At 68.9% G+C, this 25,791-nt stretch carries 24 protein-coding genes; 15 read left to right on the plus strand and 9 right to left on the minus strand.

What is annotated here, in order from left to right; translation table 11 throughout:
- The first annotated feature begins 1 nt into the window (after position 1).
- From rsfS to D106_RS0108200, 3 genes are read left to right on the plus strand one after another with little or no spacing between them, the layout of a single operon-like run.
- Entirely contained in the window at positions 2–394 is a 393-nt protein-coding gene (rsfS, locus tag D106_RS0108190) for a ribosome silencing factor (RefSeq protein WP_026279156.1), read from the plus strand.
- A gap of 15 nt (positions 395–409) precedes the next feature.
- Positions 410–880, plus strand: coding sequence for a 23S rRNA (pseudouridine(1915)-N(3))-methyltransferase RlmH (gene rlmH / locus D106_RS0108195; protein WP_018865704.1), 471 nt, complete (start codon positions 410–412; stop codon positions 878–880).
- Entirely contained in the window at positions 877–1,470 is a 594-nt protein-coding gene (locus D106_RS0108200) for a nucleoside triphosphate pyrophosphatase (RefSeq protein WP_196799896.1), read from the plus strand. Before rlmH ends, D106_RS0108200 begins: the two co-directional genes overlap by 4 nt.
- A 21-nt stretch (positions 1,471–1,491) precedes the next feature.
- On the opposite strand, the gene D106_RS0108205 is transcribed toward D106_RS0108200, so the two are convergent.
- Both D106_RS0108205 and D106_RS0108210 read right to left on the minus strand, forming a co-directional pair.
- On the minus strand, positions 1,492–1,914 hold the full coding sequence (locus D106_RS0108205; protein ID WP_018879760.1) for a DNA polymerase III subunit chi: 423 nt from the start codon (positions 1,912–1,914) through the stop codon (positions 1,492–1,494).
- Between the two features lie 16 nt (positions 1,915–1,930).
- Entirely contained in the window at positions 1,931–3,424 is a 1,494-nt protein-coding gene (locus D106_RS0108210) for a leucyl aminopeptidase (RefSeq protein WP_018879761.1), read from the minus strand.
- An 88-nt stretch (positions 3,425–3,512) separates the two neighbouring features.
- On the opposite strand from D106_RS0108210, the gene lptF reads away from it, so the two are divergent.
- Genes lptF through D106_RS0108225 form a run of 3 tightly spaced genes read left to right on the plus strand, consistent with a single transcriptional unit; the run spans position 3,513 to position 6,330 of the window.
- The gene (gene lptF, locus D106_RS0108215) at positions 3,513–4,619 is read left to right on the plus strand and encodes an LPS export ABC transporter permease LptF (RefSeq protein WP_018865708.1); all 1,107 of its coding nucleotides are present in this window, start codon (positions 3,513–3,515) and stop codon (positions 4,617–4,619) included.
- On the plus strand, positions 4,616–5,689 hold the full coding sequence (gene lptG, locus D106_RS0108220) for an LPS export ABC transporter permease LptG (protein ID WP_018879762.1): 1,074 nt from the start codon (positions 4,616–4,618) through the stop codon (positions 5,687–5,689). The genes lptF and lptG overlap by 4 nt, the downstream gene beginning before the upstream one ends.
- Complete coding sequence (locus tag D106_RS0108225; RefSeq protein ID WP_018876453.1) at positions 5,686–6,330, plus strand: GDSL-type esterase/lipase family protein; 645 nt, start codon at positions 5,686–5,688, stop codon at positions 6,328–6,330. The genes lptG and D106_RS0108225 overlap by 4 nt, the downstream gene beginning before the upstream one ends.
- 213 nt (positions 6,331–6,543) lie before the next feature.
- On the opposite strand, the gene D106_RS0108230 is transcribed toward D106_RS0108225, so the two are convergent.
- Positions 6,544–7,083, minus strand: coding sequence for an RDD family protein (locus tag D106_RS0108230; RefSeq protein WP_018878078.1), 540 nt, complete (start codon positions 7,081–7,083; stop codon positions 6,544–6,546).
- A 59-nt stretch (positions 7,084–7,142) separates the two neighbouring features.
- Between D106_RS0108230 and D106_RS0108235 the strand changes: the two genes are divergently transcribed.
- Positions 7,143–7,496 carry a PilZ domain-containing protein gene (locus D106_RS0108235; protein ID WP_018879763.1) on the plus strand — a complete coding sequence of 118 codons (354 nt, stop codon included), beginning with the start codon at positions 7,143–7,145 and terminating at the stop codon, positions 7,494–7,496.
- A gap of 7 nt (positions 7,497–7,503) precedes the next feature.
- On the opposite strand, the gene glp is transcribed toward D106_RS0108235, so the two are convergent.
- From glp to mobA, 3 genes are all read right to left on the minus strand, one after another.
- Positions 7,504–8,760, minus strand: coding sequence for a gephyrin-like molybdotransferase Glp (gene glp, locus D106_RS0108240; RefSeq protein ID WP_018879764.1), 1,257 nt, complete (start codon positions 8,758–8,760; stop codon positions 7,504–7,506).
- A 13-nt stretch (positions 8,761–8,773) separates the two neighbouring features.
- Positions 8,774–9,310, minus strand: a complete 537-nt coding sequence (mobB, locus tag D106_RS0108245) for a molybdopterin-guanine dinucleotide biosynthesis protein B (RefSeq protein ID WP_018879765.1) — start codon at positions 9,308–9,310, stop codon at positions 8,774–8,776.
- A gap of 63 nt (positions 9,311–9,373) precedes the next feature.
- Positions 9,374–10,084 carry a molybdenum cofactor guanylyltransferase MobA gene (gene mobA, locus D106_RS0108250; protein WP_018879766.1) on the minus strand — a complete coding sequence of 237 codons (711 nt, stop codon included), beginning with the start codon at positions 10,082–10,084 and terminating at the stop codon, positions 9,374–9,376.
- On the opposite strand from mobA, the gene D106_RS0108255 reads away from it, so the two are divergent.
- The 4 genes from D106_RS0108255 (at position 10,083) to D106_RS0108270 (ending at position 14,212) form a co-directional block, all read left to right on the plus strand.
- A complete protein-coding gene (locus D106_RS0108255) occupies positions 10,083–11,645 on the plus strand; it encodes a nodulation protein NfeD (RefSeq protein ID WP_018879767.1) in 1,563 nt (520 codons plus the stop codon). The two genes, mobA and D106_RS0108255, sit on opposite strands and share 2 nt — an antisense overlap.
- A gap of 39 nt (positions 11,646–11,684) precedes the next feature.
- On the plus strand, positions 11,685–12,497 hold the full coding sequence (locus tag D106_RS0108260) for a slipin family protein (protein WP_018865717.1): 813 nt from the start codon (positions 11,685–11,687) through the stop codon (positions 12,495–12,497).
- A 3-nt stretch (positions 12,498–12,500) separates the two neighbouring features.
- Positions 12,501–13,406 (plus strand): site-specific tyrosine recombinase XerD, encoded by a 906-nt coding sequence (gene xerD / locus D106_RS0108265; RefSeq protein ID WP_018876448.1) that lies wholly within the window; start codon positions 12,501–12,503, stop codon positions 13,404–13,406.
- Positions 13,407–13,498: 92 nt separating this feature from the next.
- Complete coding sequence (locus tag D106_RS0108270) at positions 13,499–14,212, plus strand: DsbC family protein (protein ID WP_018876447.1); 714 nt, start codon at positions 13,499–13,501, stop codon at positions 14,210–14,212.
- Positions 14,213–14,436: 224 nt separating this feature from the next.
- Here the strand turns inward: D106_RS0108270 and trxA are convergent, their stop codons facing one another.
- The gene (gene trxA, locus D106_RS0108275) at positions 14,437–15,312 is read right to left on the minus strand and encodes a thioredoxin (protein WP_018879768.1); all 876 of its coding nucleotides are present in this window, start codon (positions 15,310–15,312) and stop codon (positions 14,437–14,439) included.
- Between the two features lie 460 nt (positions 15,313–15,772).
- On the opposite strand from trxA, the gene parE reads away from it, so the two are divergent.
- A complete protein-coding gene (gene parE, locus D106_RS0108280; protein ID WP_018879769.1) occupies positions 15,773–17,659 on the plus strand; it encodes a DNA topoisomerase IV subunit B in 1,887 nt (628 codons plus the stop codon).
- A gap of 63 nt (positions 17,660–17,722) precedes the next feature.
- Here the strand turns inward: parE and D106_RS0108285 are convergent, their stop codons facing one another.
- Both D106_RS0108285 and D106_RS0108290 read right to left on the minus strand, forming a co-directional pair.
- Positions 17,723–18,871, minus strand: coding sequence for a glycerate kinase (locus D106_RS0108285; RefSeq protein ID WP_018879770.1), 1,149 nt, complete (start codon positions 18,869–18,871; stop codon positions 17,723–17,725).
- A gap of 280 nt (positions 18,872–19,151) precedes the next feature.
- Positions 19,152–20,513: a GntP family permease gene (locus D106_RS0108290; RefSeq protein ID WP_018865726.1), complete on the minus strand. Its 1,362-nt coding sequence runs from the start codon at positions 20,511–20,513 to the stop codon at positions 19,152–19,154.
- A 94-nt stretch (positions 20,514–20,607) separates the two neighbouring features.
- On the opposite strand from D106_RS0108290, the gene D106_RS0108295 reads away from it, so the two are divergent.
- The 3 genes from D106_RS0108295 (at position 20,608) to putA (ending at position 25,757) form a co-directional block, all read left to right on the plus strand.
- The gene (locus D106_RS0108295) at positions 20,608–21,243 is read left to right on the plus strand and encodes a Spy/CpxP family protein refolding chaperone (RefSeq protein ID WP_018865727.1); all 636 of its coding nucleotides are present in this window, start codon (positions 20,608–20,610) and stop codon (positions 21,241–21,243) included.
- A 71-nt stretch (positions 21,244–21,314) separates the two neighbouring features.
- Positions 21,315–21,965 carry a cupin domain-containing protein gene (locus D106_RS0108300; RefSeq protein WP_018865728.1) on the plus strand — a complete coding sequence of 217 codons (651 nt, stop codon included), beginning with the start codon at positions 21,315–21,317 and terminating at the stop codon, positions 21,963–21,965.
- A gap of 96 nt (positions 21,966–22,061) precedes the next feature.
- Entirely contained in the window at positions 22,062–25,757 is a 3,696-nt protein-coding gene (gene putA / locus D106_RS0108305; RefSeq protein WP_018879771.1) for a bifunctional proline dehydrogenase/L-glutamate gamma-semialdehyde dehydrogenase PutA, read from the plus strand.
- Positions 25,758–25,791 lie beyond the last annotated feature (34 nt).

Genomic DNA, 25,791 nt, shown 5'->3' on the forward strand with positions numbered 1-25,791 from the left:
CATGAACAGTGAACAACTCCTGGAGCTGGTGACCACCGCTCTGGACGACATGAAGGCCCAGAACATCCGCAGCATCGACGTGCGCGGCAAGACCACGCTGGCGGACTACATGGTGATCGCCTCCGGGACCTCCGGGCGTCACGTGCAGTCCACCGCGGAGTCGGTGGCAATGAAGGCCAAGGAGGCCGGCATCCAGCCGCTGGGGGTCGAGGGCCAGGAGAGCCAGGAGTGGGTGCTGGTGGACCTGAACGACGTGATCGTCCACGTGATGCTCCCGGAGACCCGCGACTTCTACAACCTGGAAAAGCTCTGGCTGGCCGAGGAGGCCGCGGATACCGAAAAGGCCGCGCCCGAGGACCCCAGCCTGGAGCGCGTCCGCCGCCTGCGCGGCTGACCGGGGCGCGCCGCCATGCGCCTGGACCTGATTGCGATCGGCAAGCGCATGCCCGACTGGGTGGCGGCCGGGTTCGACGAGTACGCCGGTCGTCTGCCGCGCGAGCTGAACCTGAACCTGCAGGCCCTGGCCGGCCCCTCCGGGGCCAAGTCCATGGATACGGCCACGCTGCTGCGGCGCGAGGGCGAGATCCTGCTGAAGGCCATCCCCGAGGGCGCCCGCGTGATCCTGCTGGACGAGCGCGGCAAGGGCGTGGACACCAGGGGTGTCGCGCGGCGCCTGGCGGACTGGCAGCAGGACGGGCGCGATGTCGCGCTGGTGATCGGCGGGGCCGCGGGGCTGGATGAGGCCGTGCGCACCCGTGCGGAATGGGCCTGGTCGCTGTCGCCGCTGACCTTCCCGCACATGCTGGTGCGGGTGCTGGTCGCCGAGCAGCTCTACCGCGCCTGGTCGCTGCTGAACAACCACCCCTACCACCGCGCGTGACGCCCGTGGCTCATCCGCTGCTGCTGGCCTCCGCATCCCCGCGCCGCCGCGAACTGCTGGAGCAGATCCAGCTCGCCTACGAGGTGGCCCCGATGGACGTGGACGAGACCCCGTTACCGGGCGAGTCCCCAGAGGCGCTGGTCGAACGCCTCGCCATCGCCAAGGCCAAGGCGGCCATCGCGTGCGGCATCCCGGGGCAGTGGGTGCTGGCCGCGGATACCGTCGTCGCGGTGGGCGACGAGGCCCTGGGAAAGCCCGCGGATTGCGCCGATGCCGATGCCATGCTGCAACGCCTTTCCGGCGGGGAGCACCGGGTGGTATCCGGCATGGCGCTGGGCCGGCCCGCTGCATCCATGCGGGCGCGTACCGTGACGACCCGCGTGCGCATGCGGCCGCTGACGTCATCCGACATCGCGGCCTACTGGGCGACCGGCGAGCCGCGTGGCAAGGCCGGCGCCTATGCCATCCAGGGGCGCGGTGCCGCCTTTGTCGAATGGATCGAGGGGTCCTACACCAATGTGGTCGGTCTGCCCCTGTTCGAGCTGGAGGCCTGGCTGCGCGAGATCCCCGACCCGCCGCCGCGTGTCTGAACCGCCCCGGTCAGCGCCCCTTTACTGGATGTTGTGGTGCTCCAGCGGGTAGCCGCGTTCCTTGAAGTAGCGGTAGCGGGCGCGGCCCGCCTCGCGTTCCGATTCCTCGCCGCCGACGATATCCGCGACCCGCTCGAAGCGCCCGCAGTACTCTGGCACCTCCGCCGCCAGGTTGATCAGCACGTCGCAGCGATCCGACGGGGCATGGGCTTCGTGCAGGGAGACCGGGACGTCCGCATCGCGCACGTCGGTGCTGTGCGGCAGGAACGCGGTGTCCTCGAAGGTCCACAGCCACTCGTCCAGCGTGCGCGTCAGCTCCGGCGAGCCGGTGTGGATGTGCACGCGATGGCCCTGGCCGCTGGCCTTTTTCGCCAGGCGGCAGGTGAAGCGCAGGCGCGCCTCCGGGGCCGGGTCCTGCAGCAGGTAGAAGCTGACGTGGGTCATCCGCGCCCGACCCGGATCAGGCCTGGTCGAGCAGGTAGCGCATCAGCATCGGCACTGGGCGGCCGGTCGCGCCCTTCTCCTTGCCGCTCTTCCAGGCCACGCCGGCGATATCGACATGCGCCCAGGTGTAGTCCTCGGTATAGCGCGACAGGAAGCAGGCGGCGGTGATGGTGCCGGCCGGACGCCCGCCGATATTGGCCATGTCGGCGAAATTGCTCTTCAGCTGTTCCTGGTACTCCGGCCACAGCGGGAGCTGCCAGCCGCGATCGCCGGTCTCCTCGCCGGCGGCCAGCAGGCCCTTCGCCAGGCGCTCGTTGTTGCCCAGGATCGCCGCGCCCTGATGGCCCAGCGCGATGATGCAGGCCCCGGTCAGGGTGGCGATGTCGATGACTACCTTCGGCTCGTAACGCTCGACCCAGGTCAGGGCGTCGGCCAGCACCAGGCGGCCCTCGGCGTCGGTGTTCAGGATCTCGACGGTCTGCCCGGACAGGGTGGTGACGATGTCGCCCGGGCGCGTCGCGCGGCCATCGGGCATGTTCTCGGCACTGGTGACCACGCCGACCACATTGACTGGCAGCCCCAGCTCGCAGCAGGCTTCGATCACCCCGAACACGCTGGCCGCGCCGCACATGTCGTACTTCATCTCGTCCATCTCGGCGCCGGGCTTCAGCGAGATGCCGCCGGTGTCGAAGGTGATGCCCTTGCCGACCAGCACCACCGGGGCGGCGCCCTTCTTGCCGCCGGAGTACTCCATCGCGATCAGGCGCGGCGGGCGCTCGGAACCCTTGCCGACCGCCAGGATGGCCCCAGCCCCGAGCTTCTCCAGGTCCTTCTCGTCCAGCACGGTGGCCTTCAGCGACTTGTACTGTTTCGCCATCTCGCGAGCGGTGTCGGCCAGGCTCTCCGGGTAGCAGACATTCGGCGGGGTGTTGCCCAGGTCCTTCGCGCGGTTCACGCCGGTGGCGATCGCCGCGGCCTCGGTGCAGGCCTGCTTCGCGGCCTCGGCGTCCTTGCGCTCCACGCACAGCTGGATCTTGTCCAGCTTCACCGGGGTGGTCTTCTCCTTGCCCTTGAACGGGGTGAAGCGGTAGGCGGCATCCGAGATCGCCGCGACCAGGGTGTGCACCACCCAGGCGATATCCTTGCCGCGCGGCTGGAAGTCCGCGACCGCGATCGCGGCGCTGGTGGCCGGGCGCTCGACCAGTGCGGCGGCCAAGGCCTGCGCCGCCTTGCGCGCGGCGCGGGCGTCGAAGTCCTTCTTCGCCCCCAGGCCGATCAGGAGTGCGCTACCCTTCCCCTGATTGCCTGGGCTGCCACCGCCGGGCAGCAACAGCCGGCTGCCGGCCTCGCCATCCATCTCGCCGGCCTTCAGCAGGGCCGCGATCTCGCCGTCGCGCGCGGCATCCAGGGCGCTGGCGCCCGCGGCCGGCTTGCGCTTGTGATGGATCCCGGCGGCGCGGATGCCGGCGCGGGGTTTGTCGAGGGTCGAGGTGGTGACGGAGAATTGCATGAATGCCTCCCGAAAATGAGTTCCATCATGGTACCAGCGCCACGCGGCGACCGACCACGCGCCGCGCGGGCCGCAGGGTAATGCGCGCATGATCCTGCGCCGTGCCGAACGCTTCATCGCCCGCGAGCTGCTGGTCACCCAGACCGCGGTCACCATCGTCCTGCTGCTGGTCATCATCGGCGGCGTGCTGGCGCGGGTGCTGCGGGACGTCGCCGAGGGCACGATCCCGGTCGATTTTCTGCCGCCGCTGGTGGCCTTCGGTGCCTTCAAGGGCATCGTGTTCCTCTGGCCGGTGGCGCTGTTTCTGGCCTTCATGCTGGTGCTGGGCCGGTTGCAGCGCGACAGCGAACTGGTCGCGCTGCAGGCCAGTGGCATGTCCTTCGCCGCGCTTTATCGCGCGCTTTTGTGGGTGGCCGTGCCCGCGACGCTGCTGCTGCTGGTGCTGATGATGCTGGTGGTGCCGCGTACCGAGGCCCAGATCGATCAGTTCCGCGACCTGGCCGAGCAGCGCTCCGACCTGGTCGGGATTACCCCCGGGCGTTTCCTGCGCTCGCGGGTGGGCGAGCAGGTCTTCTTCGCCGAGCGCCTGAGCGAAGACCGCGAGGCGCTGCTGGAGGTGTTCATCTACCGGGAGGTGGAGGGCGAGGCGCAGGTGACCGTGGCCGAGCGCGCGATCCCCGATCCCGGGGCGGAGGGCAGCGGCTTCCTGATCCTCGAGAACGGCTACCGCCACGTCGGTGTGCCGGGCGAAAGCAGCTTCCGCATGCTCGAGTTCGAGCGCCTGCGGACCCAGATCACCGAACCGGACGCCGGGGCGGGGCGCCGCTCGCTGAACGCGATGTCGACGCTGGATCTCTGGGAGGAGCGGCATCGCCCCGACCACCGCGCGGAGCTGGAATGGCGCCTCGCCATGCCGCTGTCGATCCTGGTGCTGAGCCTGATCGCGCTGCCGCTGGCGCAGGTGCCGCCGCGCACCGGCCGTTATGCGCGTATCCCGGCGGCGATCGGCGTCTACGTGCTGTATGCCAACCTGTTGATCCTGGGGCAGGGCCAGCTGGCGGACGGGCGCACGCCGCTGGCCCTGGGCCTGTGGTGGACGCACGGTTCGATGCTGGTGCTTTGGCTGGTGCTCGCCTGGCGCAAGGGCATGCTGGGCCTCGGCCGGGCCATGGAGCGTGACGAGGTGACGCCATGACGACGGTGCTGGGGCGCTACATCATGCGCCAGGTCCTGATCGGGACCGCGCTGGCCGTGGTCCTGCTGGTGGCGCTGGATGCGGTGTTCGCGCTGATCGACGAGCTGCGCGACACCGGGCGAGGCAACTACGGGCTCACCGAGGCGCTTCTGTACGTGGCGCTGACCCTGCCGCGGCGGATGTACGACATGCTGCCGTCGGCGGCGTTGCTGGGTGGTCTGTTGTGGCTGGGCAATCTGGCCGCGAACAGCGAGCTGACCGCGATGCGCGCGGCCGGGATGACACTGGGCCGCTTTATCGGCTGGGTGATGCAGGCCGGCCTGGTCGTCGTGGTGGCGATGGTGGTGGTGGGCGAGTTCTTCGCCCCGGCCGCCGAGAGCCGGGCGCAGAACCTGAAGGCGACGGCCTTCGACGAACAGCTGAGCGTGAGCCCGATCGGGCTGTGGGCACGCGATGGCCGGCGCATGGTGCAGGCGGATACCGTGTTGCCGGGCAATCGGCTGATCGGGGTGCGCATCATCGAGGTGGACGCGAATCGCGAGCCGCGCGAGATTACCCGCGCCCAGAGCGCACAGTACGAGGGCGGGGCCTGGCGGCTGCAGGACGTAAAACGCTCAAGGCTGTCGCTGGAACGTGTCGAGTCGGAGCGTCTGGAGACCGAAACCATCGAGCGGCTGATCGCGCCGGAATACTTCGACGTGCTGGTGGTCGAGCCGGGCCAGATGGCGGCGCAGAACCTGGCGCGCTATATCGGCTACCTGCAGGAGAATCGCCTGGACTCGGCCCCCTATGAGGTCGCGTTCTGGCAACGCCTGACCCTGCCGGCCAGCACCTTCGTGATGCTGCTGCTGGCCATCCCGTTCCTGTTCGGTTCCCAGCGCGAGGGCGGGGCCGGCCGGCGGTTGTTCATCGGCATCGCGATCGGCGTGTCCTTCGCCATCGTGATGCGCGCGATGACCCACCTGGGGCTGGTCTACAACCTGCCGCCCTTCGTCGCCGCCAGCCTGCCGGTCTTGCTGTTCCTGATCCTGGCACTGGTGGCGCTGTATCGCATGGGGCGCCAGACATGATGGCCTGGCTGCGCGCGGGCTTCCTGCTGGGGCTGGTCGCCATGCTGGTGGCCTGCGGGAGCGGCGTCCCGGGCGACTTCGATCCGCTCCCGCGCCAGGCGACAGTACTGGCCTTCGGCGACAGTGTGACCCACGGGACCGGGGCCGGAGCGGGCGAGGACTACCCGGCGCGCCTGGCGGCGATCACCGGCTGGACGATCGTCAACGACGGGGTGCCCGGGGATCGCGCCAGCAGCGCCCGCGAGCGTCTCGCCCCGAGCCTGCGCGCGCACGAGCCCGATCTGGTGCTGATCTGGCTGGGTGGCAACGATTTCCTGCGCCAGCGCGACCCGGCCGCGGTGCGCGAGGATCTGCGTCTACTGGTGGAGACCGTTCGCGACCATGGAGCCCAGCCCCTGCTGCTGGGGGTGCCGCGGGCCTCCGCCCTGGGCGCGGCCACCGGCCGCCTGCGGGACGACCCGATCTACCGCGAGCTGGCGCACGAGGAACAGGTGCCCCTGATCGAGGGCGTGCTCTCGGGGGTGCTGTCCGAGAGCGATCTGCGCGCGGACCCGGTCCACCCCAACGCCCGCGGCTACCGCCGCATCGCCACCGAGATCGCCGAGGCCCTGGACGACCTCGGCCTCTGGCTCGCCCCCTGACGTTTGACTTCACGAAAGGTCAAATGCGGTTTACAGGAAGCTTGGAAGATGGGAAGGGGATTGTGTTCGGGCGTCAGGATGAAACCGAACGACGATGGCAGGGCCCCCGCTCGGGCAACCCGAGCGCCAAACCCAAAAATCCTTCCTGTCTTCCAGACTTCCTGTAAACCGCCCTTGTCCTTCTTTACGGTGAGAGCAAGTGGTGAGGGGGCTTCAGGTCTTGCGGTTCTGTTTCCAGCGGGGTTTGGCGAGGCCGGGGATGCGCACCAGTTCGGTGCCGGTGAGCCAGTCGTGCAGCATCCAGCGCCGCGGGTGGAACTGCGACAGGCCGATCGCGAACAGCGCCGCCGCGGTGACCACCGTAATGGCGACCGCGCCGTATTCGCGCACCGCCCAGATGGCCATCAGGATCACCAGCCACTGGGCGACCGCAACCAGATAGCGCAGCGTCGCCTGCCAGGCATTGACGGCGTGTCCGCCCTCGGTGCGCAGCTGTATGTTCCAGGCCTGCATGCCGAGCGTCTGCCCGGTGCGCGTCCAGAACCAGTAGAAGAACCCCCAGGCCACGATCAGGTTGAGCACGAAATGGGCGCGGGGCGAGTACAGCCCGGTCGTGTTGCCGAGGATGACCACCAGCAGGCCGAGGACCATCCAGATCGCCACCAGCAGCAGGGCGTCGTAGACGATGGCGGCCAGGCGGCGCAGCAGGCTGGAGGGCTGGCCGTCGATGGACGAGGCGGCGGTTTCGGTCATGGGCGTTCCGGGTGGTTCTGGATTTGGCCGCGGGTGCGGAGTGGGCGTAGTCTTGCCGCATGGAGCGACGCTTTCAACGTATCCCCCTGGAATTTCCGGCTACCCTGCTCACCGATGGCGGGGGCGGTCCGGTTCGGGTGGAGGATATCTCCCTGAAGGGTGTGCTGCTGGAGGGCGCGGATCTTCCCGGGATGGCCGATGGCGACGAGGTCAGTGTCGACATCCCGCTCAGCGAGGAGGCGCGGATCACCTTCGAGGGCCGGGTGCGCTGGCGCGAGGGCCTGTGGCTGGGCGTGGAGATCGAGGCCATGCCGCTGGAATCCGCCTCCCACCTGCGCCGTCTGGTCGAGCTCAACCTCGGTGACGAGGCCCTGCTGGAGCGCGAATTCGCCGCGCTGATCCAGGCCGACTGACTCGGCCTCAGGGGGTCGGAAAGATCTCCCGGAACGGCAGGACCTCCACCCAGTCACCCGCACGGGCCCCGGCGGATTCGCGTGGCAGGACGACGTAGGCGTTGGCCTCGCTCATCGCGCGCAACTGATGTGAACCCTGGCCGCCGGCGGCGCGCACCACCCAGCCGCGTTCGTCGGTCTCCAGCACTGCGCGCTGGAAATCCTTGCGTCCCGGGGTTTTGCGGAGGTCTTCCAGCAGGCGCGCGTTCAGGGTCTGCGGAGCGGTCGCTGCGCGCCCGGCCAGCTGCTGCAGGGCCGGGCGCACCAGCAGGGCGAAGGTGGTCATTACGGCCACCGGGTTGCCCGGCAGACCGAAGAAGTGGGCCTGGCCGAAATGCCCGAAGGCCAGGGGGCGCCCGGGCTTGATGGCCAGCTTCCAGAAGCCGACCTGGCCGGAGGCCTGCAGCACGCGGGTCACATGGTCGGCATCGCCGACCGAGACCCCTCCGGTGGTGATGATCACGTCGGCCGTTGCCCCGGCACGCGTCAGGGCCTCGCGCACCGCATCCTCGGTGTCGCGGATCACGCCGTAGTCCTGCACCTCGACCGGGTAGGCCGCGAGCAGCGCCCACAGGGTGTGGCGGTTGCTGTCATGGATCTGCCCCGGGCCCAGTGGCTGATCCACGGGCACCAGTTCGTCCCCGGTCGAGAAGAAGGCCACGCGCGGCCGGCGCAGTACCTTCACCCGGGCAATGCCCTGGCTCGCCAGCACCCCGATCTCGGCGGCGCCCAGGGTTGTCCCGGCGGCATACAGCGGGGTCCCGGCGGCGGTGTCGCCACCCGGGCCGCGGATGTTGTGGCCCGTGGCGAGGTCACCGTTTTGCAGTAGGATGGTGGCGTCGTCCCGTTCCACCTGCTCCTGCATCACGACCAGTTCGGCCCCGTCCGGGATCACCGCGCCGGTCAGGATGCGCACGCACTGGCCTGGTTGCAGTTCGCCATCCCAGGGGTGCCCGGCCGCCGAGGTGCCCACCAGTGCCAGGCGCGCACCCTTGGCGGCGTCCGTCGCGCGCAGGGCGTAGCCATCCATCGCGGAGACCGCGGCCGGCGGCACGTCGATGCGCGCGGCCAGGGGTTCCGCCAGGGTCCGCCCGAGGGCCTGCTCCAGCGCCACTGTCTCCTGTTCCTCGAGGCTCTGGCAGGCTTCCAGGATCGCGGTACGGGCCTGTTCCAGGGTCTTGGCGTTGGGATCGAACTCGTCGCAGCCGGGGGCAGCCTCGGGCATGGGGGTCTCCGGGTCAGGGGTGGATGTCCAGGTAGTCGATGACGAAGGCCGCCACTGCGTCGGGGTCATTCACCGGCAGCAGCGGGCCGTCGAAGTCCAGTGTGGCGGCATCGGTGGCGACCGCGACCACGCCGGGGATCTCGCGGTACAGCGGGGCCTTGCCCACCGACGGCCGATGCACCTCGATCTTGGGCAGGTCCCATTGCTTGAAACCCTCGACCAGGATCAGGTCGGAGCGACGCGGGTCCAGGCGCCCGCAGAGCATGTCCAGGTCCGGCACGCGGCCATCGTCGGTCTCCGGGGTCTCCACCATCAGGGCGTAGCGCCGACCGGAGGCCACCAGCATCTGGTCGGCGCCGGCATGGCGCAGCTCATGACTGTCCTTGCCCGGCTTGTCCACGTCGAACTCGTGGTGGGCATGCTTGATCATCGCCGGACGCAGGCCGCGGGCTCGCAGGGCCGGGATCACGCCCTTCAGCAGGGTGGTCTTGCCGCTGCCGCTCCAGGCGGCGAAGCCGATGCGCGGGAGCTTGGAGGTGGACTGGATCATGGTGGCCTGCCTGCGTTAAGCGCGTCCGAGTATAGCGAGATCCGGCCGGGGCGCGAGGGGCGTTCAGCCCATCAGGTCCCCGGGGGTGTTGATGTTGGCGAATGCCTCCGGCTGATCGGAGAAGTCCACCGTGATCGCGCCGATCTCGTGAAACCAGCGTCCCACCGCCAGCGAACCATGCGCGAGATCGCTCTGCAGGCGCGTCGCCACCGCGGGCTCGAGCAGGCCGAACAGGGGCTGCAGGCGGTGGCCGTCGTGGGCAATGGCGGCGGGCGCCGGGTGGGTCTCCAGGGCCTGGCGCAGGCGGCATTCCAGGTCCAGGGGCAGCGCGGGTGCGTCCACCGGCGCGCACAGGATCGCGTGGCCGGGGAAGGCCGCGAAGGCGGCGGCGATCCCGGCCAGCGGGCCGCGATAATCGGCGTGGGAATCGGTCAGGACGGGAAACCCCAGCGCTTGATAACGGTCGATATCGGTATTGCTGCTGATGGCCAGGCGCGGCGCCTGGGGGCGCAGGCGCGCGATGGCGTGTTCGACCAGGGGGCGGCCCCGATACTCGACCCAGCCCTTGTTGCGCCCGCCCATGCGCAGGCCCTGACCGCCGGCCAGTATCACGGCGGCGAGATTCTCGGGCGGGGTCTGCTTTGCCTGCGGGTCCATGCGGGTCTGCGGGTTCGGCGCGGGTCCGGCCTTTGGTTTATCGTGGTGGATGAGTCGGCTGTCGCGTGTGCGCACGCAGTGTACGACGAATCCACCCTGACGGGAGAGGAAGCCCATGCGGGTTTCATTTGGACGCAAGGCAGGAGCGGGCGGAGGGCGCCGCTGGCGCCACCTGCTGTGGTTGACCCTCCTGGTGCTCGGGGCCGGCTGGCTGGCCGCTTCGAGCCTGGCCCAGACCGCGGATCGCCACGGCCTGTTGCTGACGGTGAATGACGCGATCGGCCCGGCCACCGGCGACTACATCCGCCGGGGGATCGAGCGGGCCGAGGCCGAGGACGCCGAGATCCTGGTCCTGATGCTGGATACCCCGGGCGGTCTGGATTCCAGCATGCGCAGCATCATCAAGAACATCCTGCAATCGGATGTGCCGGTGGTCACGTATGTCCACCCGGCGGGTTCCCGCGCGGCCAGCGCCGGCACCTACATGCTTTACGGGTCGCATGTCGCGGCCATGACCCCGGCCACCAATCTGGGCTCGGCCACCCCGGTGCAGATGGGCGGCGGCGGGCTCCCGGGCATGGACCCGCCGGAGCCGGACGAGGACGCGCGCGACGATACGGAAACCGACGAGGCCAATGGCGAGGCGCGCGACGACGAAACGGACGCGGCGGATGAGCCTGCGGATGAGAATGGAGCCGACAACGGCGAGGTCGAACCCGCCAGCGAGGAGGAACTGCTGGAGGACGACCCGGCCCCGCGCCGCGGCGGCGACGCGATGGAGCGCAAGGTCCTGGAGGACGCGGTGTCCTATATCCGCGGCCTGGCGGAACGCTACGGACGCAATGCCGACTGGGCGGAAGAGACCGTACGCGAGGGCTCCAACCTGACCGCGACCGCCGCGCTGGAGCAGAACGTCATCGACTTCGTGGCGGACAACCTGAGCGACCTGCTCGCCCAGATCGACGGGCATACCGTGCGCATGCACGACGGCGAGCGCACGCTGGCGACCGAAGGGCTGGAGATCGTGCGCATGGATCCGGACTGGCGTACCCAGTTGCTGTCCGTGATCACCAACCCGAACATCGCCTATATCCTGATGCTGCTGGGGATCTACGGCATCATCTTCGAACTGGCCAACCCGGGCGCGATCTACCCCGGCGTGATCGGTTCGATCGCGCTGATCCTGGCGTTCTTTGCGCTGCAGGTGATGCCGGTGAACTATGCGGGCCTGGCGCTGATGCTGCTGGGCATGATCTTCATGATTGCGGAGGCCTTCGTGCCCAGTTTCGGGGCGCTGGGCATAGGAGGCATCGTGGCATTCACAACCGGTTCCATCATTCTGTGGGACGACCCCAACCTGAACGTGGCCCTGCCACTGGTGATCGGCACGGCCATCGCCATCGGCATCCTGTCCGTCTGGGTGCTGGGACGGCTGTTCAGCCTGCGCGGCAAGAAGCCCGCCACCGGCTATGAAGAGATGATCGGCATGATCGGCGAGGCGCGCGAGGACTTCGATCGCAGCGGTCGGGTCTGGGTCCACAGCGAACAGTGGAACGCGGAGACCTCGGCACCGGTCCGCGAGGGACAGAAGGTGCGCGTGACCGCGATCGAAGGACTCAGGCTGCGGGTCGAACCCGTGACTGAAGAAGACACCCCGGGCACTGCCACGACCGGCTGACCGGTCGCCGCCGAGCCCATAACGCAGAAGGAGCAGGACATGAACGATCTCGGTTTCTTTGTCGTCCCGCTAGTCATCCTGGTCGCCATCATCGTGATGTCGATCAAGGTGCTGCGCGAGTACGAGCGCGGCGTCATCTTCTTCCTCGGCCGTTTTCAGTCGGTGAAGGGTCCGGGTCTGATCATCGTGATCCCGGGCATCCAGCAGATGGTGCGGATCGACCTGCGCATCATCACGCTCGACGTGCCCAGCCAGGACGTGATCTCGCAGGACAACGTGACGGTACGCGTGAACGCGGTGCTGTACTTCCGCGTGGTGGATTCCGCCAAGTCGGTGATCCAGGTGGAGGACTACTACGCCGCCACCAGCCAGCTCGCGCAGACCACGCTGCGCTCGGTGCTCGGCAAGCATGATCTGGACGAGATGCTCTCCGAGCGCGACAAGCTGAACAACGACATCCAGGAGATCCTCGATGCCCAGACCGACGCCTGGGGCATCAAGGTCACCAATGTCGAGATCAAGCATGTCGACCTGGACGACTCCATGATCCGCGCGATCGCGCGCCAGGCCGAGGCCGAGCGCGAACGCCGCGCCAAGGTCATCCACGCCGAGGGCGAACTGCAGGCGGCCGAAAAGCTGGTGCAGGCGGCGCAGCAGATGGAGGCCAGCCCCTCTTCGCTGCAACTGCGCTACATGCAGACGATGTCCGACATGTCGACCAACGGCAACGCCAACACCATCTTCTTCCCGCTGCCGCTGGAACTGACCAAGGTCTTCGAGAACCTGGCCGGCAAGTTCCGCGCGGAGAACCCGGACGCCCCGGGCAATGCCGGGAAACCTGGTGGCCAGTAACGCGTGAGCGTCGCCACGGCGGCATCTCCGGCCCTCGACCGTTTCCTGGACGAGCTCTGGGCGGTCGAGGGTCTGTCCGACCACACCCTGTCGGCCTACCGGCGCGATCTGGAGGGTCTGGCGCACTGGCTGGAACCCAGGGGGGCAAGCCTGGAATCCGCCCGTGCGGCCGATCTCCTGGGCTATGTCAGCGCCCGCATGCAGGCCGGGGCACGGCCGAAGTCCATCACCCGGGCACTGTCCAGCATCCGGCGTTTTTATCGCTATCTGGTCCACCAGGGCGAGCGCGAGGATGATCCGAGCGCCGGGATCGAGTCCCCCCGGGCCGGGCGCCCGTTGCCGGACAGCCTGTCCGAGGCCCAGGTGGAGGCCCTGCTGCGGGCCCCCGATATCGACGATGCGGTCGGGTTGCGGGATCGCGCGATGCTGGAACTGATGTATGCCACCGGACTGCGGGTCTCCGAACTGGTGGGGCTGGAGCAGTCGGAGGTGAATAGTCGGCAGGGCGTGGTGCGCATTACCGGCAAGGGCGACAAGGAACGCCTGATCCCACTGGGCGAGGAGGCGGCCCACTGGCTGGCTCGCTATCAGCGCGAGGCACGGCCGGACCTGATGGACGGTCACCCGCCCTGCGAGGCGGTGTTCGTCACCCGGCGTGGCGGCGGGCTCACGCGTCAGGCCTTCTGGTACCGCATCAAGGCTCACGCGCGCCGTGCCGGCATCGAGTCGCCGCTGTCGCCGCACACCCTGCGCCATGCATTTGCCACGCATCTGCTGGACCACGGGGCGGACCTGCGCGTGGTGCAGATGCTGCTGGGCCACAGCAGCCTGTCGACCACACAAATCTATACCCACGTCGCGCGCGCCCGCTTGCAGAGCCTGCATGCGGAACATCATCCCCGCGGCTGACGTCTATTACCGGACTCCGCCAGATGGCCCGGGGATACCCCCGCGAGGCTGGTAAACTGGCGCCGCTTTTTTGTATCGATACGAGAGAATCCATGTCCCTGAAACGCGCTCTTCCCCTTGCCGCGGCCCTGGCCGTCATCAGTACCCCGCTCATGGCCACCGAGGCCATCGAGGAATACATGGCCCGGGTCATCCCGGATACCGAGATCGACAGCATCCGCGAGACGCCGATGGAAGGTGTCTTTGAGGTCCGTTACGGCACCGATATCCTCTATGTCTCCGAGGACGGGCGCTATCTGATCCAGGGCAACATGGTCGACCTGGAGACCCGCGAAAACCTGACCCAGTCCGCGCTCAGCGGCGTGCGCGCGGACATGTTCGCCGCCATCGACGACAGCGAGTTGGTGACCTACTCGCCGAACGGAGAGACCCGGGGCGTGCTGAACATCTTCACCGATCCGAACTGCCCCTACTGCCGCGAGATCCATCAGGACCTGCCGGAGTATCTGTCGGCCGGGATCAAGGTGCGTTACCTGATGTTCCCGGTGCTGGGACGTGATTCCCCGGAGATCATGGACCGTATCTGGTGCGCGGAGGATCGCGAAGAGGCGATGGACCGGGCCAAGGAAGGCGACAAGCTGAACGATATCGACGGCAGCTGCGCCACGCCGCAGGATCAGCACATGGCCATGGGGCAGCAGCTCGGCCTGCGCGGCACCCCGGCGCTGATCACCGAGGGTGGCCAGCAGCTCTCCGGTTACCAGGAACCGCAGGCCGTGATCGAGCGCATCCTCGGCAGCAACTGATCCGGACGTCGACCGGGCCGCAGCCAGCGGCCCGGCTCGACCCACCCGGGAAGGGCCCCTTTGTGGGAGCGAGCCTGCTCGCGAATCCCCGCGCCAATCGCCGAGGGGGCTCGGCTCCTACGGGGGGCTTGCCGCGTGCTGCAGGAGGCCAGCCCTCTGGCCGACGGGGCGACTTCGAAGCCGTAGCCGTCTGCAAGGATGCTGTGACGGCAACCGGAGCCCGGTCAGTACAGCAGCGAGGCCATCTGCCGGCGGAACTGACCGACCAGCGGGTGATCGTTGCCGAGGACCTCGAACGCGGCCAGCAGGCCCTTCTGGCCGGCACCTTCGTTGTAGGAGCGGTGCTGTTTCATCAGTTGCAGGTACAGCCCCAGCGCCTCCTCGGCGCGGCCGGACAGCATCGCGTAGGCGGCCATCTGCTCCAGTGCCTCGGGGCGCGGATCGCCTTCCTGCAGCTCCTGTGCCAGCGCCTGCGGGTCGATGCCGGCGGCCGTCTTGGCGAATACCAGGCGGGCACGCAGGGCCTTCGCCTCTTCCTTTTCGCTCTGGTCCAGCGGGAGCTTGCCGAGCTCGGCCTCGGCGGCCTCCGGGTCGCCGGCCTGGGCGAGCGCGCGGGCCAGCTCGATGCGCAGGTCGCCGTTGTCCGGGTCCTCTTCCAGCGCCGCGCGCAGCGTGGCGAGGGCCGCGTCCGTGTCTCCGGCCTGGGCCTGTTCGCGGGCCTTCTCGATCAGCTTGTCGGAGGGCTTCTCCAGGTACTGGTCGATCATCGCGCGGATGTTCGGCTCCGGCTGCACGCCCATGAACTGGTCCACCGGCTTGCCGTGACGGAAGATCATCACCGTGGGCAGGCTGCGCACACCGTACTGCTGCGCCAGGGCCTGCTGCTCGTCGCTGTTGACCTTGGCCAGGCGGAACTTGCCGGCGTACTGCGCGGCCAGTTGCTGCAGCAGCGGCATCAGCTGCTGGCAGGGCCCGCACCAGGCGGCCCAGAAATCCACCACGACCGGGCGCTTGTGGGATTCGTCCAGCACGGCCTGCTGGAAATCCTCCTGGGTCACGTCGAGGATGTCGTTGCCAGTGATGCTCGCGGCTCCTTCCATCGGAAACCTCCTGTGAAGACGGGGATACGGAATCTGTCCTGCATTGTTGGGATCGGCCCCGGGATTGCAAGCAGCCTTTCCCCCGCGGGCTTTGGTACGCTGCGCACAGTCCGGGACGAGGGGACACGCCGGTAACGAAACCCGCCACCCTCGTCATCGCGGGGCGCGCAGCGCTGTGGCGATCCATGCGTGTGGCCCCGGCGCCGGCAGGCGCGGACGTCGGGGCTTGCGTTGAGGGGTTCCTTCGTCGCCTTTGGTTCCTCGCAAGGACGAGGTAAAGGCACCGTCATCGCGAGCGCCGCAGGCGCGTGGCGATCTCCGTGGACGGTCCCGGCGCTGGCCCGGACCAACGCCGGGGGGTTCGTTGGGAGGTTGCTTCGTCGCTTCGCTCCTCGCAATGACGGTGCCTGTTCAGAAGGCCGGGTTCGGCAAAGGGCATGATCAATAAAGGGGTTCCTGTGTGAGCTATTCCGCATCCGATATCGAGGTCCTCGAGGGGCTGGACCCGGTGCGTAAGCGCCCGGGCATGTACACCGACACCACCCGCCCGAACCATCTGGCGCAGGAGGTGATCGACAACTCGGTGGACGAGGCGATCAGCGGCCACGCGAAGCGGATCGACGTGGTCCTGCACAAGGACGACTCGGTCTCCGTGTCGGATGACGGCCGCGGCATGCCGGTGGATCTGCACCCGCGCGAGAACCGCCCGGGGGTCGAGGTGATCCTCTCCACGCTGCATGCGGGCGGGAAGTTTTCCGACAAGAACTACCAGTTCTCCGGGGGTCTGCACGGGGTGGGCGTCTCGGTGGTCAATGCGCTGTCACAGCAGCTCGAGGTGCAGATCAAGCGCGACGGGCGCGAGTACCGTATGGCCTTCGCCGGCGGCCACAAGACCCAGGACCTGGAGGCGGTGGGGGAGGTCGGCAAGCGCAATACCGGCACCACACTGCATTTCTGGCCGGACCCGCAGTACTTCGATTCGGCGAAGTTCTCGGTGCCAAAGCTCAAGCACATCCTGCGCGCCAAGGCCGTGCTGTGCCCGGGCCTGACGGTCACGTTCCGCGACGAGACCACCGGCGAGGCCTGCGAGTGGTGCTATCAGGCGGGGCTGCGCGACTATCTGGTGGAGGCCCTGGATGGCCTCGATCGTGTGCCGGAGGAGCCATTCATGGGCTCGGTCTCCGGGGCCACCGAGGCTGCCGACTGGGCGGTCACCTGGCTGCCGGAGGGCGGCGAGGTGGTCAGCGAGAGCTACGTGAACCTGATCCCGACGACTCAGGGTGGCACGCACGTGAACGGCCTGCGCACCGGTCTGACGGATGCCGTGCGCGAGTTCTGCGAGTTCCGCAGCCTGCTGCCGCGCGGGATCAAGCTGGCGCCGGAGGATGTCTGGGAGCGGGTCTCCAGCGTGCTGTCGTTCAAGATTCAGGACCCGCAGTTTGCCGGGCAGACCAAGGAACGCCTGTCCTCGCGCCAGGCCGCGCCGTTTGTCTCCGGCGTGGTCAAGGATGCCTTCAGCCTGTGGCTGAACCAGCACCCGCAGCAGGGCGAGCGCATTGCCGATCTGGCGATCCAGAACGCGCAGAAGCGCAGCCGTGCCGGGCGCAAGGTGGTGCGCAAGAAGGTCACTCAGGGGCCGACCCTGCCGGGCAAGCTGGCCGACTGCGCCAGCCAGGACCTGGAGCGCACCGAGCTGTTCCTGGTCGAGGGCGACTCGGCCGGCGGCTCCGCCAAGCAGGCGCGTGACCGCGACTTTCAGGCGATCATGCCGCTGCGTGGCAAGATCCTGAATGCCTGGGAGGTCGATCCCGACCAGGTGCTGGGTTCCCAGGAGATCCATGACATCTCCGTGGCCCTGGGCGTGGATCCGGGGCAGACCAGCCTCGACGGGCTGCGCTACGGCAAGGTCTGCATCCTGGCCGACGCCGACTCCGACGGCGCGCACATCGCCACCCTCCTGTGCGCGCTGTTCCTGAGGCACTTCCGCCCGCTGGTGGAGCGGGGGCATATCTACATCGCGATGCCGCCGCTTTATCGCGTGGACGTCGGCAAGCAGACCTTTTACGCGCTGGACGACGACGAGAAGGCCGGCGTGCTGGAACGCATCGAGGCGGAGAAGATGAAGGGCAAGGTCTCCGTGACCCGCTTCAAGGGCCTGGGCGAGATGAACCCCCTACAGCTGCGCGAGACCACCATGAACCCGGACACCCGGCGCCTGGTACAGCTCACCCTGGACGCCGCCGACGACACCCAGCAACTGATGGACATGCTGCTCGGCAAGAAGCGCGCCTCCGAACGCCGCGCCTGGCTGGAAGGCAAGGGCCACCTGGCCGACGTCGCCGTCTGACGCCAGGCGCCCGGCCTCTCAGCTCAACGTCATCACGTACGAGCGCGTTCAGTGGGATGATGTTCAGTCCGGTGCGGATGGTGAATCTGTCGGGTGACGGGCCTCGACCAGAGTGCGGGTACGCTCGGCGATGTAGCGCGCGGGGTGGGCCAGAGCCTCGTCCAGGGTGATGCTGCCATCGCACAGGGCGCGGGCATCGCTCAGGCCAACGGCCGCCAGCTCGGCCGCGTCGCAGGCGATGGAGCCGGCCACCGCCACGACCGGCACCTGATGCTCGCGGGCGCGACGTACCACCTCGGCGACGACCTTGCCGTGCGAGGTCTGGCCGTCGAGCTGGCCCTCGCCGGTGATGACCAGGTCGGCCTCCCGCAGCGCGGCATCCAGTCCGATCAGCTCGGCCAGATAGCCGGCCCCCATGCGGGCGCGGCCGCCGAGAACGCAGTCCAGCGCGAAGCCGAGCCCGCCGGCGGCGCCCGCCCCCGGGGTGTCGACGGGCCGCTGCAACTGCCCCGCGGCCTCGATGGCGGCGGCCAGGCGCTCCATGTGGGCATCCATGGCCGGGATGTCTGCGGTCTTCAGGCCCTTTTGCGGTCCGAACACGGCCGCCGCGCCATGCGGCCCGGTCAGCGGGTTGTCGACGTCGTTCAGGACGGTGATGTCGACGCGGGCCAGGCGCGGGTCCAGTGTGTCGAAGTCCACCCGTTGTAGATCCGCGAGGCCCGCGGGGTGGGGCGGCAGGCGCTGCCCTTGCGCATCGAGGAAACGCACGCCCAGCGCGGCCAGCATGCCCGCGCCGCCGTCCACCGTGCCGCTGCCGCCGAGACCGATCAGCAGGTGTTCGGCGCCCGCGTCCAGGGCGGCCAGCATCAACTCGCCGACCCCGAAGCTGTGGAGCTGCCAGGGGTCTTGGCGATCATCGGGGATCCGGTCCAGGCCGCAGGCGGAGGCGACATCGATCACCGCGCGCCGCTCGCGATGATCGCAGCCCCAGCCGGCACTCAGGTGGGTGCCGGTGGGGCTGGTCACGTCGGACAGGTGCCAGGCCCAGCCGAGGGTATGGCTGACCAGACGGGCCGTGCCCTCGCCACCGTCGGCCATGGGCAGGGCGCGTATCCGGGCATCCGGGCGGGTCGCGTGCACGCCCCGGGCCATGGCGGCCGCCACGTCCTCGGCTTCGAGGCTTCCCTTGTAGCTGTCCGGGCACACCACCACCCGGAAATGACCAGGGGGACGCTGACTAATCGGCACGTTCGCGCTCGAGTCGACTCTGCGCGCTGACAAGGCGCGGTGAGTGAAGTGTAGCCGAGCTACATGAGCGAGCTGCAACGCCGTCAGCGCGCAGAATCGGCCGAGCCCCTTCGGGGTTGGTGCCCCCTGTTCCCCGATCCTGCGTTGCGCCGCTTGCGGGTAGGACCATTAACTGCTGCACGACGCGCCTTGTCTCGGGAAACAGGGGGCACCAACGCGAGCGTGCCGATTGGTCAGCGTCCCCCTAGACAAAGATCAGCCCCAGGATGTAGATGGTGATCATTGCGCTGATGCCCTGCAGCAGCGTGGCGGTGGTGAACGCCTTGTACGCGGTGGACACCTTCATGCGGCTGAACTGGGTGACCACCCAGAAGAAGCTGTCATTCGCGTGCGAGACGGTCATCGCGCCGGCACCCACGGCCATCACCGCCAGGACCATGCCCATGGTGGAATCCAGGCCCAGCGAGGCCAACATCGGCGCGATCATGCTGGACGCGGTGACCAGTGCCACGGTGGACGAGCCCTGTGCGGATTTCAGAGCAGCCGCTATCAGGAACGGCACCAGCAGGCCCAGGCCCAGGCCGCTCAGCAGGTCGCCCAGCTGATCGCCGATCGGGGTCTCGCGCAGCACGTTGCCGAAGGCGCCGCCCGCGCCGGTGATCAGGATGATCGGCGCGGCCAGCAGGATCGCGTCCACCGTCATCTGGTGGAAGCGGTCCTTGATGCCGGCCCCCTTGATCAGCAGCAGCGCGAAGATCACGCCGATCGCCAGCGCCACCACCGGGGTGCCAAGGAAGATCAGGGCCGCGGCGAGCATGCCGGGGTCGCTATCGCGGGTGGCCAGCGCGGCCACCGAGCCGATGGAGATCAGTACGATCGGCGCCAGGATGGGCATGAAGGCGCCCAGGGTCGTCGGGCGATGCTCCAGCTTGATCTCTTCCTTCTCGATCTCCTGGCCAGTCGCTTCGCTGATCGGGTCCGGTTCCAGCAGCTCGTCGTCGTTGGCCTTCGCGTAGCGGCTGGCCCACAGCCAGCCGACGGCGGCCGCCACCGCGGACACGAACAGGCCGACCAGGATCACCAGGCCCAGCGCATCGGCGATGCCGACATTGCTGGCGGCCGCGATCGGCCCGGGGGTGGGCGGCACGAAGTTGTGGGTGGCGAACAGGCCGGTGGCCAGCGCGACACTCATGGCGACCACCGAGATGCCGGCAGTCTTGGCCAGGGCGTTCTTCAGCGAGTTCAGGATCACGTAGCCCGAGTCGCAGAACACCGGGATGGACACGATGTAGCCGATGATCGATACCGTCAGGGTGGGGAAGCGGTCGGACAGCGTGCGGATGATTGCCTCCGCCATCACCACGGCCGCACCGGTGCGGTCGAGGATCACCCCGATGATCGTGCCCAGCGCGATCACGATGCCGATATAGCCCAGGGTGCTGCCGAAGCCGTCGTTGATGACGCTGATGGCCTCGCGCGGGGCGATGCCGCCGATGATCGCCATCACAAAGGCGGCGATCAGCAGGGCCAGGAACGGGTGCACGCGCAGTTTGGCCGTGGCGAACACCAGCGCGGCAACGACCACAATCAGTCCGATAATCAGCATGTCGCGTCCTTTCTGTTTTGGTTGTTCTGGGTGCCGCTCTGGAGTCTAGACGTCCCGTAGTGATCCCGCGCCCCGAGATCGCCCGTGATCTACAATGCGAAAACTTTTCACCGTCGAGGGTTCCATCATGCATCGTATGTTCCGCTTTTCCGGGGGGCTGGTTGTGGGGCTTGCTCTGGCCGTTGCGGCGCCGGCTGCGGCCAATCCGTACTCCGAATTGCAGGCACGCGAGATCAAGGCACTCTCCGCGCAGGAGACCGAGGATTTGCTGGAAGGGCGGGGTATGGGCATGGCGCTGCCGGCCGAACTGCATGGCTATCCGGGGCCGATGCATGTGCTGGAGGTGGCCGACTCGCTGGAGCTGACGCCCGAGCAGCGGCGCGAGACCGAGCGCCTGTTCGCGGCGATGCGGGAGCAGGCGCGTGATCTCGGCCGGCGCATCGTGGAGCGGGAGCGGGAGCTGGATGCGCGCTTCGCGGAAGGCGAGATCAGCAGCGCGACCATCGAGTCGCTGACCGTCGAGATCGGCGAGCTGCGTGGCCGCCTGCGCCACGTGCATCTGTCCTACCACCTGGAGATGGACGCGCTGCTCGACGCGGAGCAGAAGGCGCGCTATCGAGAGGCCCGTGGCTATCAGGGCGAGTCCGGTGGCTCGCCAGGGGCGCATTCCGGGGGCGGCCATCACGACCATCATGGTCATCATCCGGGGCGCGAAGGGCACCACCACTGAGGGCCTGCTCTGCCTGTCCAGGAACTAACAGCGGGTCGCGTGTTCGACTGGGGAGGTGAACGGAGCGCGCGATGGAAGCCCTGAATCTGGATCTGCAGCAGCCGGTGGTGGTGGAGACGGCCGCCATGTCGTGGAGCGGCAGCCGCGCCGAAGGCGTGGTGCGCAAGCCGCTGGAACGCGAGCTGGCGGAAGCGGGCCGTGCGACCAGCATTGTCCAGTTCCAGCCGGGTGCCCGCTTCCCGCCGCACACCCATGCACTGGGCGAAGAGATCCTGGTTCTGGACGGCGTGTTCTCCGACGAGGCCGGGGACTATCCCGCCGGGACCTACCTGCGCAACCCGCCCGGTTCCCGCCACGCGCCGCATTCGGACCCCGGCTGCACATTGTTCGTGAAGCTTGAGCAGTTCGCCCCGGAGGACCGCGACAAGGTGGTGGTGGATACCCGTTCGGCGCCCTTCCAGCCGGGCATCGGCGGGTTGCGGGTCCTGCATTTGCACAGCTTCGGGACCGAGCACACCGCCCTGGTGCACTGGCCGACCGGCGAACATTTCCAGCCCCATCGGCACTGGGGCGGGGAGGAGATCTTGGTGCTGTCCGGTGAATTCATCGACGAGCACGGGCGTTACCCCGCCGGCACGTGGATTCGCAGCCCGCACCTGAGCCAGCACAATCCCTGGGTGGAACAGGAGACCCTGATCTACGTGAAGACGGGGCATCTTTGACCCTGGGGCCCCGAGGACCCCGGACGCGCCCGTCTATGCTTCCAGTCAGAGGGCGGCGCCCGGTCGAGCCAACCCCGGCACCGCAGGAGCAGGCCGATGACGCAGCCCCACACCCGCCCGCACCCGACACGCGACCCGGCGTCCGATCCCCACCGCGCCCGCATCCGTGAGGCCTACACGGCCGACGAGGCGGCCGTACTGCGGGAGTTGCGCGGCGGCATCCGGATGGATGCCGAGGCCCGCGCCCGCATCGCGGCGGAGGCCGCGCGCATCGTCGAGCGGGTACGCGCCGAGACCACGCCGTCGATGATGGAGAGCTTCCTGGCCGAGTACGGCCTGTCCACCGAGGAGGGGGTCGGCCTGATGTGCCTGGCGGAGGCGCTGCTGCGGGTGCCGGATGCCGAGACCATCGACGAACTGATCCAGGACAAGATCGAGCCCTCCGACTGGGCAGCCCACCTCGGGCACTCGTCGTCCCCGCTGGTGAATACCTCGACCTGGGCGCTGATGCTGACCGGCAAGGTGCTGAACGACGATCCGCAGCGCCCGGCCGCCGCCCTGCGCGGCCTGATCCGGCGTGTCGGCGAGCCGCTGGTGCGCACGGCCGTCGCGCAGTCGATGAAGCTGCTCGGTCGCCAGTTCGTGCTTGGCGAGACCATCGCCCAGGGCATGCGCAATGCCCGCGAGAGGGAACGCGAGGGCTACACCTATTCCTACGACATGCTGGGCGAGGCCGCGCGCACCGATGCCGATGCCCGCCGCTATCACCAGGCCTATGCCACGGCGATCGCCGAGATCGCGAACCAGGCGCAAGGCGACGTGCGCTCCAGCCCCGGCATCTCGGTCAAGCTCTCCGCGCTGCACCCGCGCTACGAGTACACCCAGCGCGCGACGGTCATGGCGGAGCTGGTGCCGCGGGCGCAGGAGCTGGCGCGTCAGGCCGCGCGCGCCGGCATCGGGTTCAATATCGACGCCGAGGAGCAGGACCGTCTGGACCTGTCGCTGGACGTGATCGAGGCCCTGCTGGCGGACCCGGAGCTGAAGGGCTGGGACGGCTTTGGCGTGGTCGTACAGGCCTACGGCCGCCGCGCGGCCCCGGTGATCGAGGCGCTGTATGCGCTGGCGCAGCGGCTGGACCGGCGCATCATGGTGCGTCTGGTCAAGGGCGCCTACTGGGATACCGAGATCAAGCAGGCCCAGGAGCTGGGCGTGGAACGCTTCCCGGTCTTCACCCGCAAGGTCAACACGGATGTCAGCTACATCGCCTGTGCGCAGATGCTGCTGGACCGGCGCGACCGCATCTACCCGCAGTTTGCTACCCACAATGCGCACACCTGCGCGGCGGTGCTGGCGATGGCCGGCGACGCCCGTGACGGCTTCGAATTCCAGCGCCTGCACGGCATGGGGGAATCGGTGCACGCGATCGTCAAGGCGACGGCCGGCACCCGCTGCCGCATCTACGCGCCGGTGGGGGCGCACCGCGACCTGCTGGCCTATCTGGTGCGGCGCCTGCTGGAGAATGGCGCCAACAGCTCGTTCGTCAACCAGGTGGTGGACAGCAGCATCCCGCCCGCGGAGATCGCGCGCGATCCCATCGCCGACCTGGACGCGCTGGGCGACGCCGTGGCCAACCCGGCCATCCGTGACCCGGTCGATCTCTACCGGCCACAGCGACAGAACTCGCGCGGGTACCGCGTCAACGAGCCGGCCTCCATCCTGCCGCTGCTGGCCGCGCGCGAGGCGTTCGCGCAGACGCAGTGGCAGGCCGCACCCATGCTGGTGGAAGGTCACGCGGCGCAGGGCGCGCCGCGCGTTGCGGTCTCCCCCTCCGATCCCGGTGCCGTGGTCGGCGAGGTCCGCGAGGCCACGGCGGCGGAGGTCGAACAGGCGCTGGGGACGGCCCTGTCCGGGTTCGTCGACTGGTCGGCGCACCCGGTGACGGCGCGCGCCGATCTGCTGCGGGCGATCGCGGACTGCTACGAGGAACATGCCCCGGAACTGATCGCACTGGCCAACCGCGAGGCCGGCAAGACCGTCTGGGACGGCATTGCCGAGGTGCGCGAGGCGGTCGATTTCCTGCGCTACTACGCGGGCGAGGCCGAACGCCTGGGGCAGGAGGCGGAGCTGGAGCCACGCGGCGTGTTCGTCTGCATCAGTCCCTGGAATTTCCCCCTGGCGATCTTCACCGGGCAGGTCGCCGCGGCCCTGGCCATGGGCAATACCGTGGTTGCCAAACCGGCCGAGCAGACCCCGCTGATCGCCGCCCGCGCGGTGGAGCTGATGCGCGCCGCCGGTCTCCCGCAGTCGGCCCTGCAGCTGCTGCCGGGCGATGGCCCGACGGTGGGCGGGCCGCTGACCGCCGACCCGCGCATTGCCGGGGTCTGCTTTACCGGTTCCACCGAGGTCGCGCAGCGGATTCACCGCAGCCTGGCGGACAACGCCGGGCCGGGTGCGGTCCTGATCGCGGAGACCGGCGGGTTGAACGCGATGATCGTGGATAGCTCCGCGCTGACCGAGCAGGCGGTGCGCGACATCCTGGCCTCCGCCTTCCAGTCCGCCGGGCAGCGTTGCTCGGCACTGCGCATGCTCTACGTGCAGGACGAGGCCTACGACCGCCTGCTGGAGATGCTGCAGGGCGCGATGGACGCGCTGAGCATCGGCGATCCCTGGCAGCTGGCGACAGACGTCTCGCCGGTGATCGATGCCGAGGCGCAGGCGGATATCCGCGACTACCTGCGGACGCAGGAGGAGCAGGGGCGGCTGCTGAAGTCCCTGCTGGTGCCGGAGAACGGTCGCTTTGTCGCACCGTCCATCGTCCGGTTGTCCGGGATCGGCGAGCTGGAGCGCGAAGTGTTCGGGCCGGTGCTGCACGTGGCGCGCTTTCGGGCCCGCGAGCTGGATGCGGTGGTGGATGCCATCAACGCCCGCGGCTATGGCCTGACCTTCGGTCTGCATACCCGCATCGACGACCGCGTGCAGCAGGTGGTGGAACGCCTGCGTGTGGGCAACCAGTACGTCAATCGCAACCAGATCGGCGCCATCGTCGGCTCGCAGCCGTTCGGCGGCGAGGGGCTCTCCGGCACCGGGCCGAAGGCGGGCGGGCCGCTGTACCTGACGCGCTTTGCCCGTCGCACGTCCATTGCCGCGGAGCGGCCGGACCCGCCGGAGGCGGGCGCGCAGGAGGAATGGGTGGCCCCGCAGCGCCTGCAGCAGGCCCTGGATGCCCTGGACGGGAGCGATTGGGCCAAGCGCACCGACCGCATGCACCTGCTGCGCGAGGCGCTGCCCGAGCGCACGGGTCTGCTACGCAAGGCCCTGGCGGAGACCGCGGCCTTCGACACCAGTCCGCAGACGCTGCCGGGTCCGACCGGCGAGAGCAATCGTCTGCGCCTGTATCCGCGCGGTCCGGTGCTCTGCCTGGGCCAGGGTGCGGAGATCGCGCTGGCGCAGGCGGTGCAGGCGCTGGGGGCGGGCTGCCCGGTGATCATGCTGGCGCCGGGGGCCGAGCGCGCGGCGCGCGCGCTGCACGGGAAGGGCGTGCCGCTGGTCGGGATCGACGGCGCGCTGGAACCGGACGCACTGGCCGCGCTGGAGGGGCTGGTCGCGGTGGCCGCAGCCGGCGTGAGCGACTGGACCCGAGCGCTGCGTCAGGCGCTGGCACAGCGGGACGGGCCGATCGTTGCGCTGGAAACCGCCCTGATCGCGCCCGAACGCTTTGTGGTGGAGCGCCACCTGTGCATCGATACGACGGCCGCCGGCGGCAACGCCAGCCTGCTGGCGGCGGCCGACTGAGCAGAGCGTGAGGATCACGCCGCACTGACGACGC

Origin of the sequence: Thioalkalivibrio sp. ALE9, assembly GCF_000377445.1 — a bacterium.
Classification (GTDB): domain Bacteria; phylum Pseudomonadota; class Gammaproteobacteria; order Ectothiorhodospirales; family Ectothiorhodospiraceae; genus Thioalkalivibrio.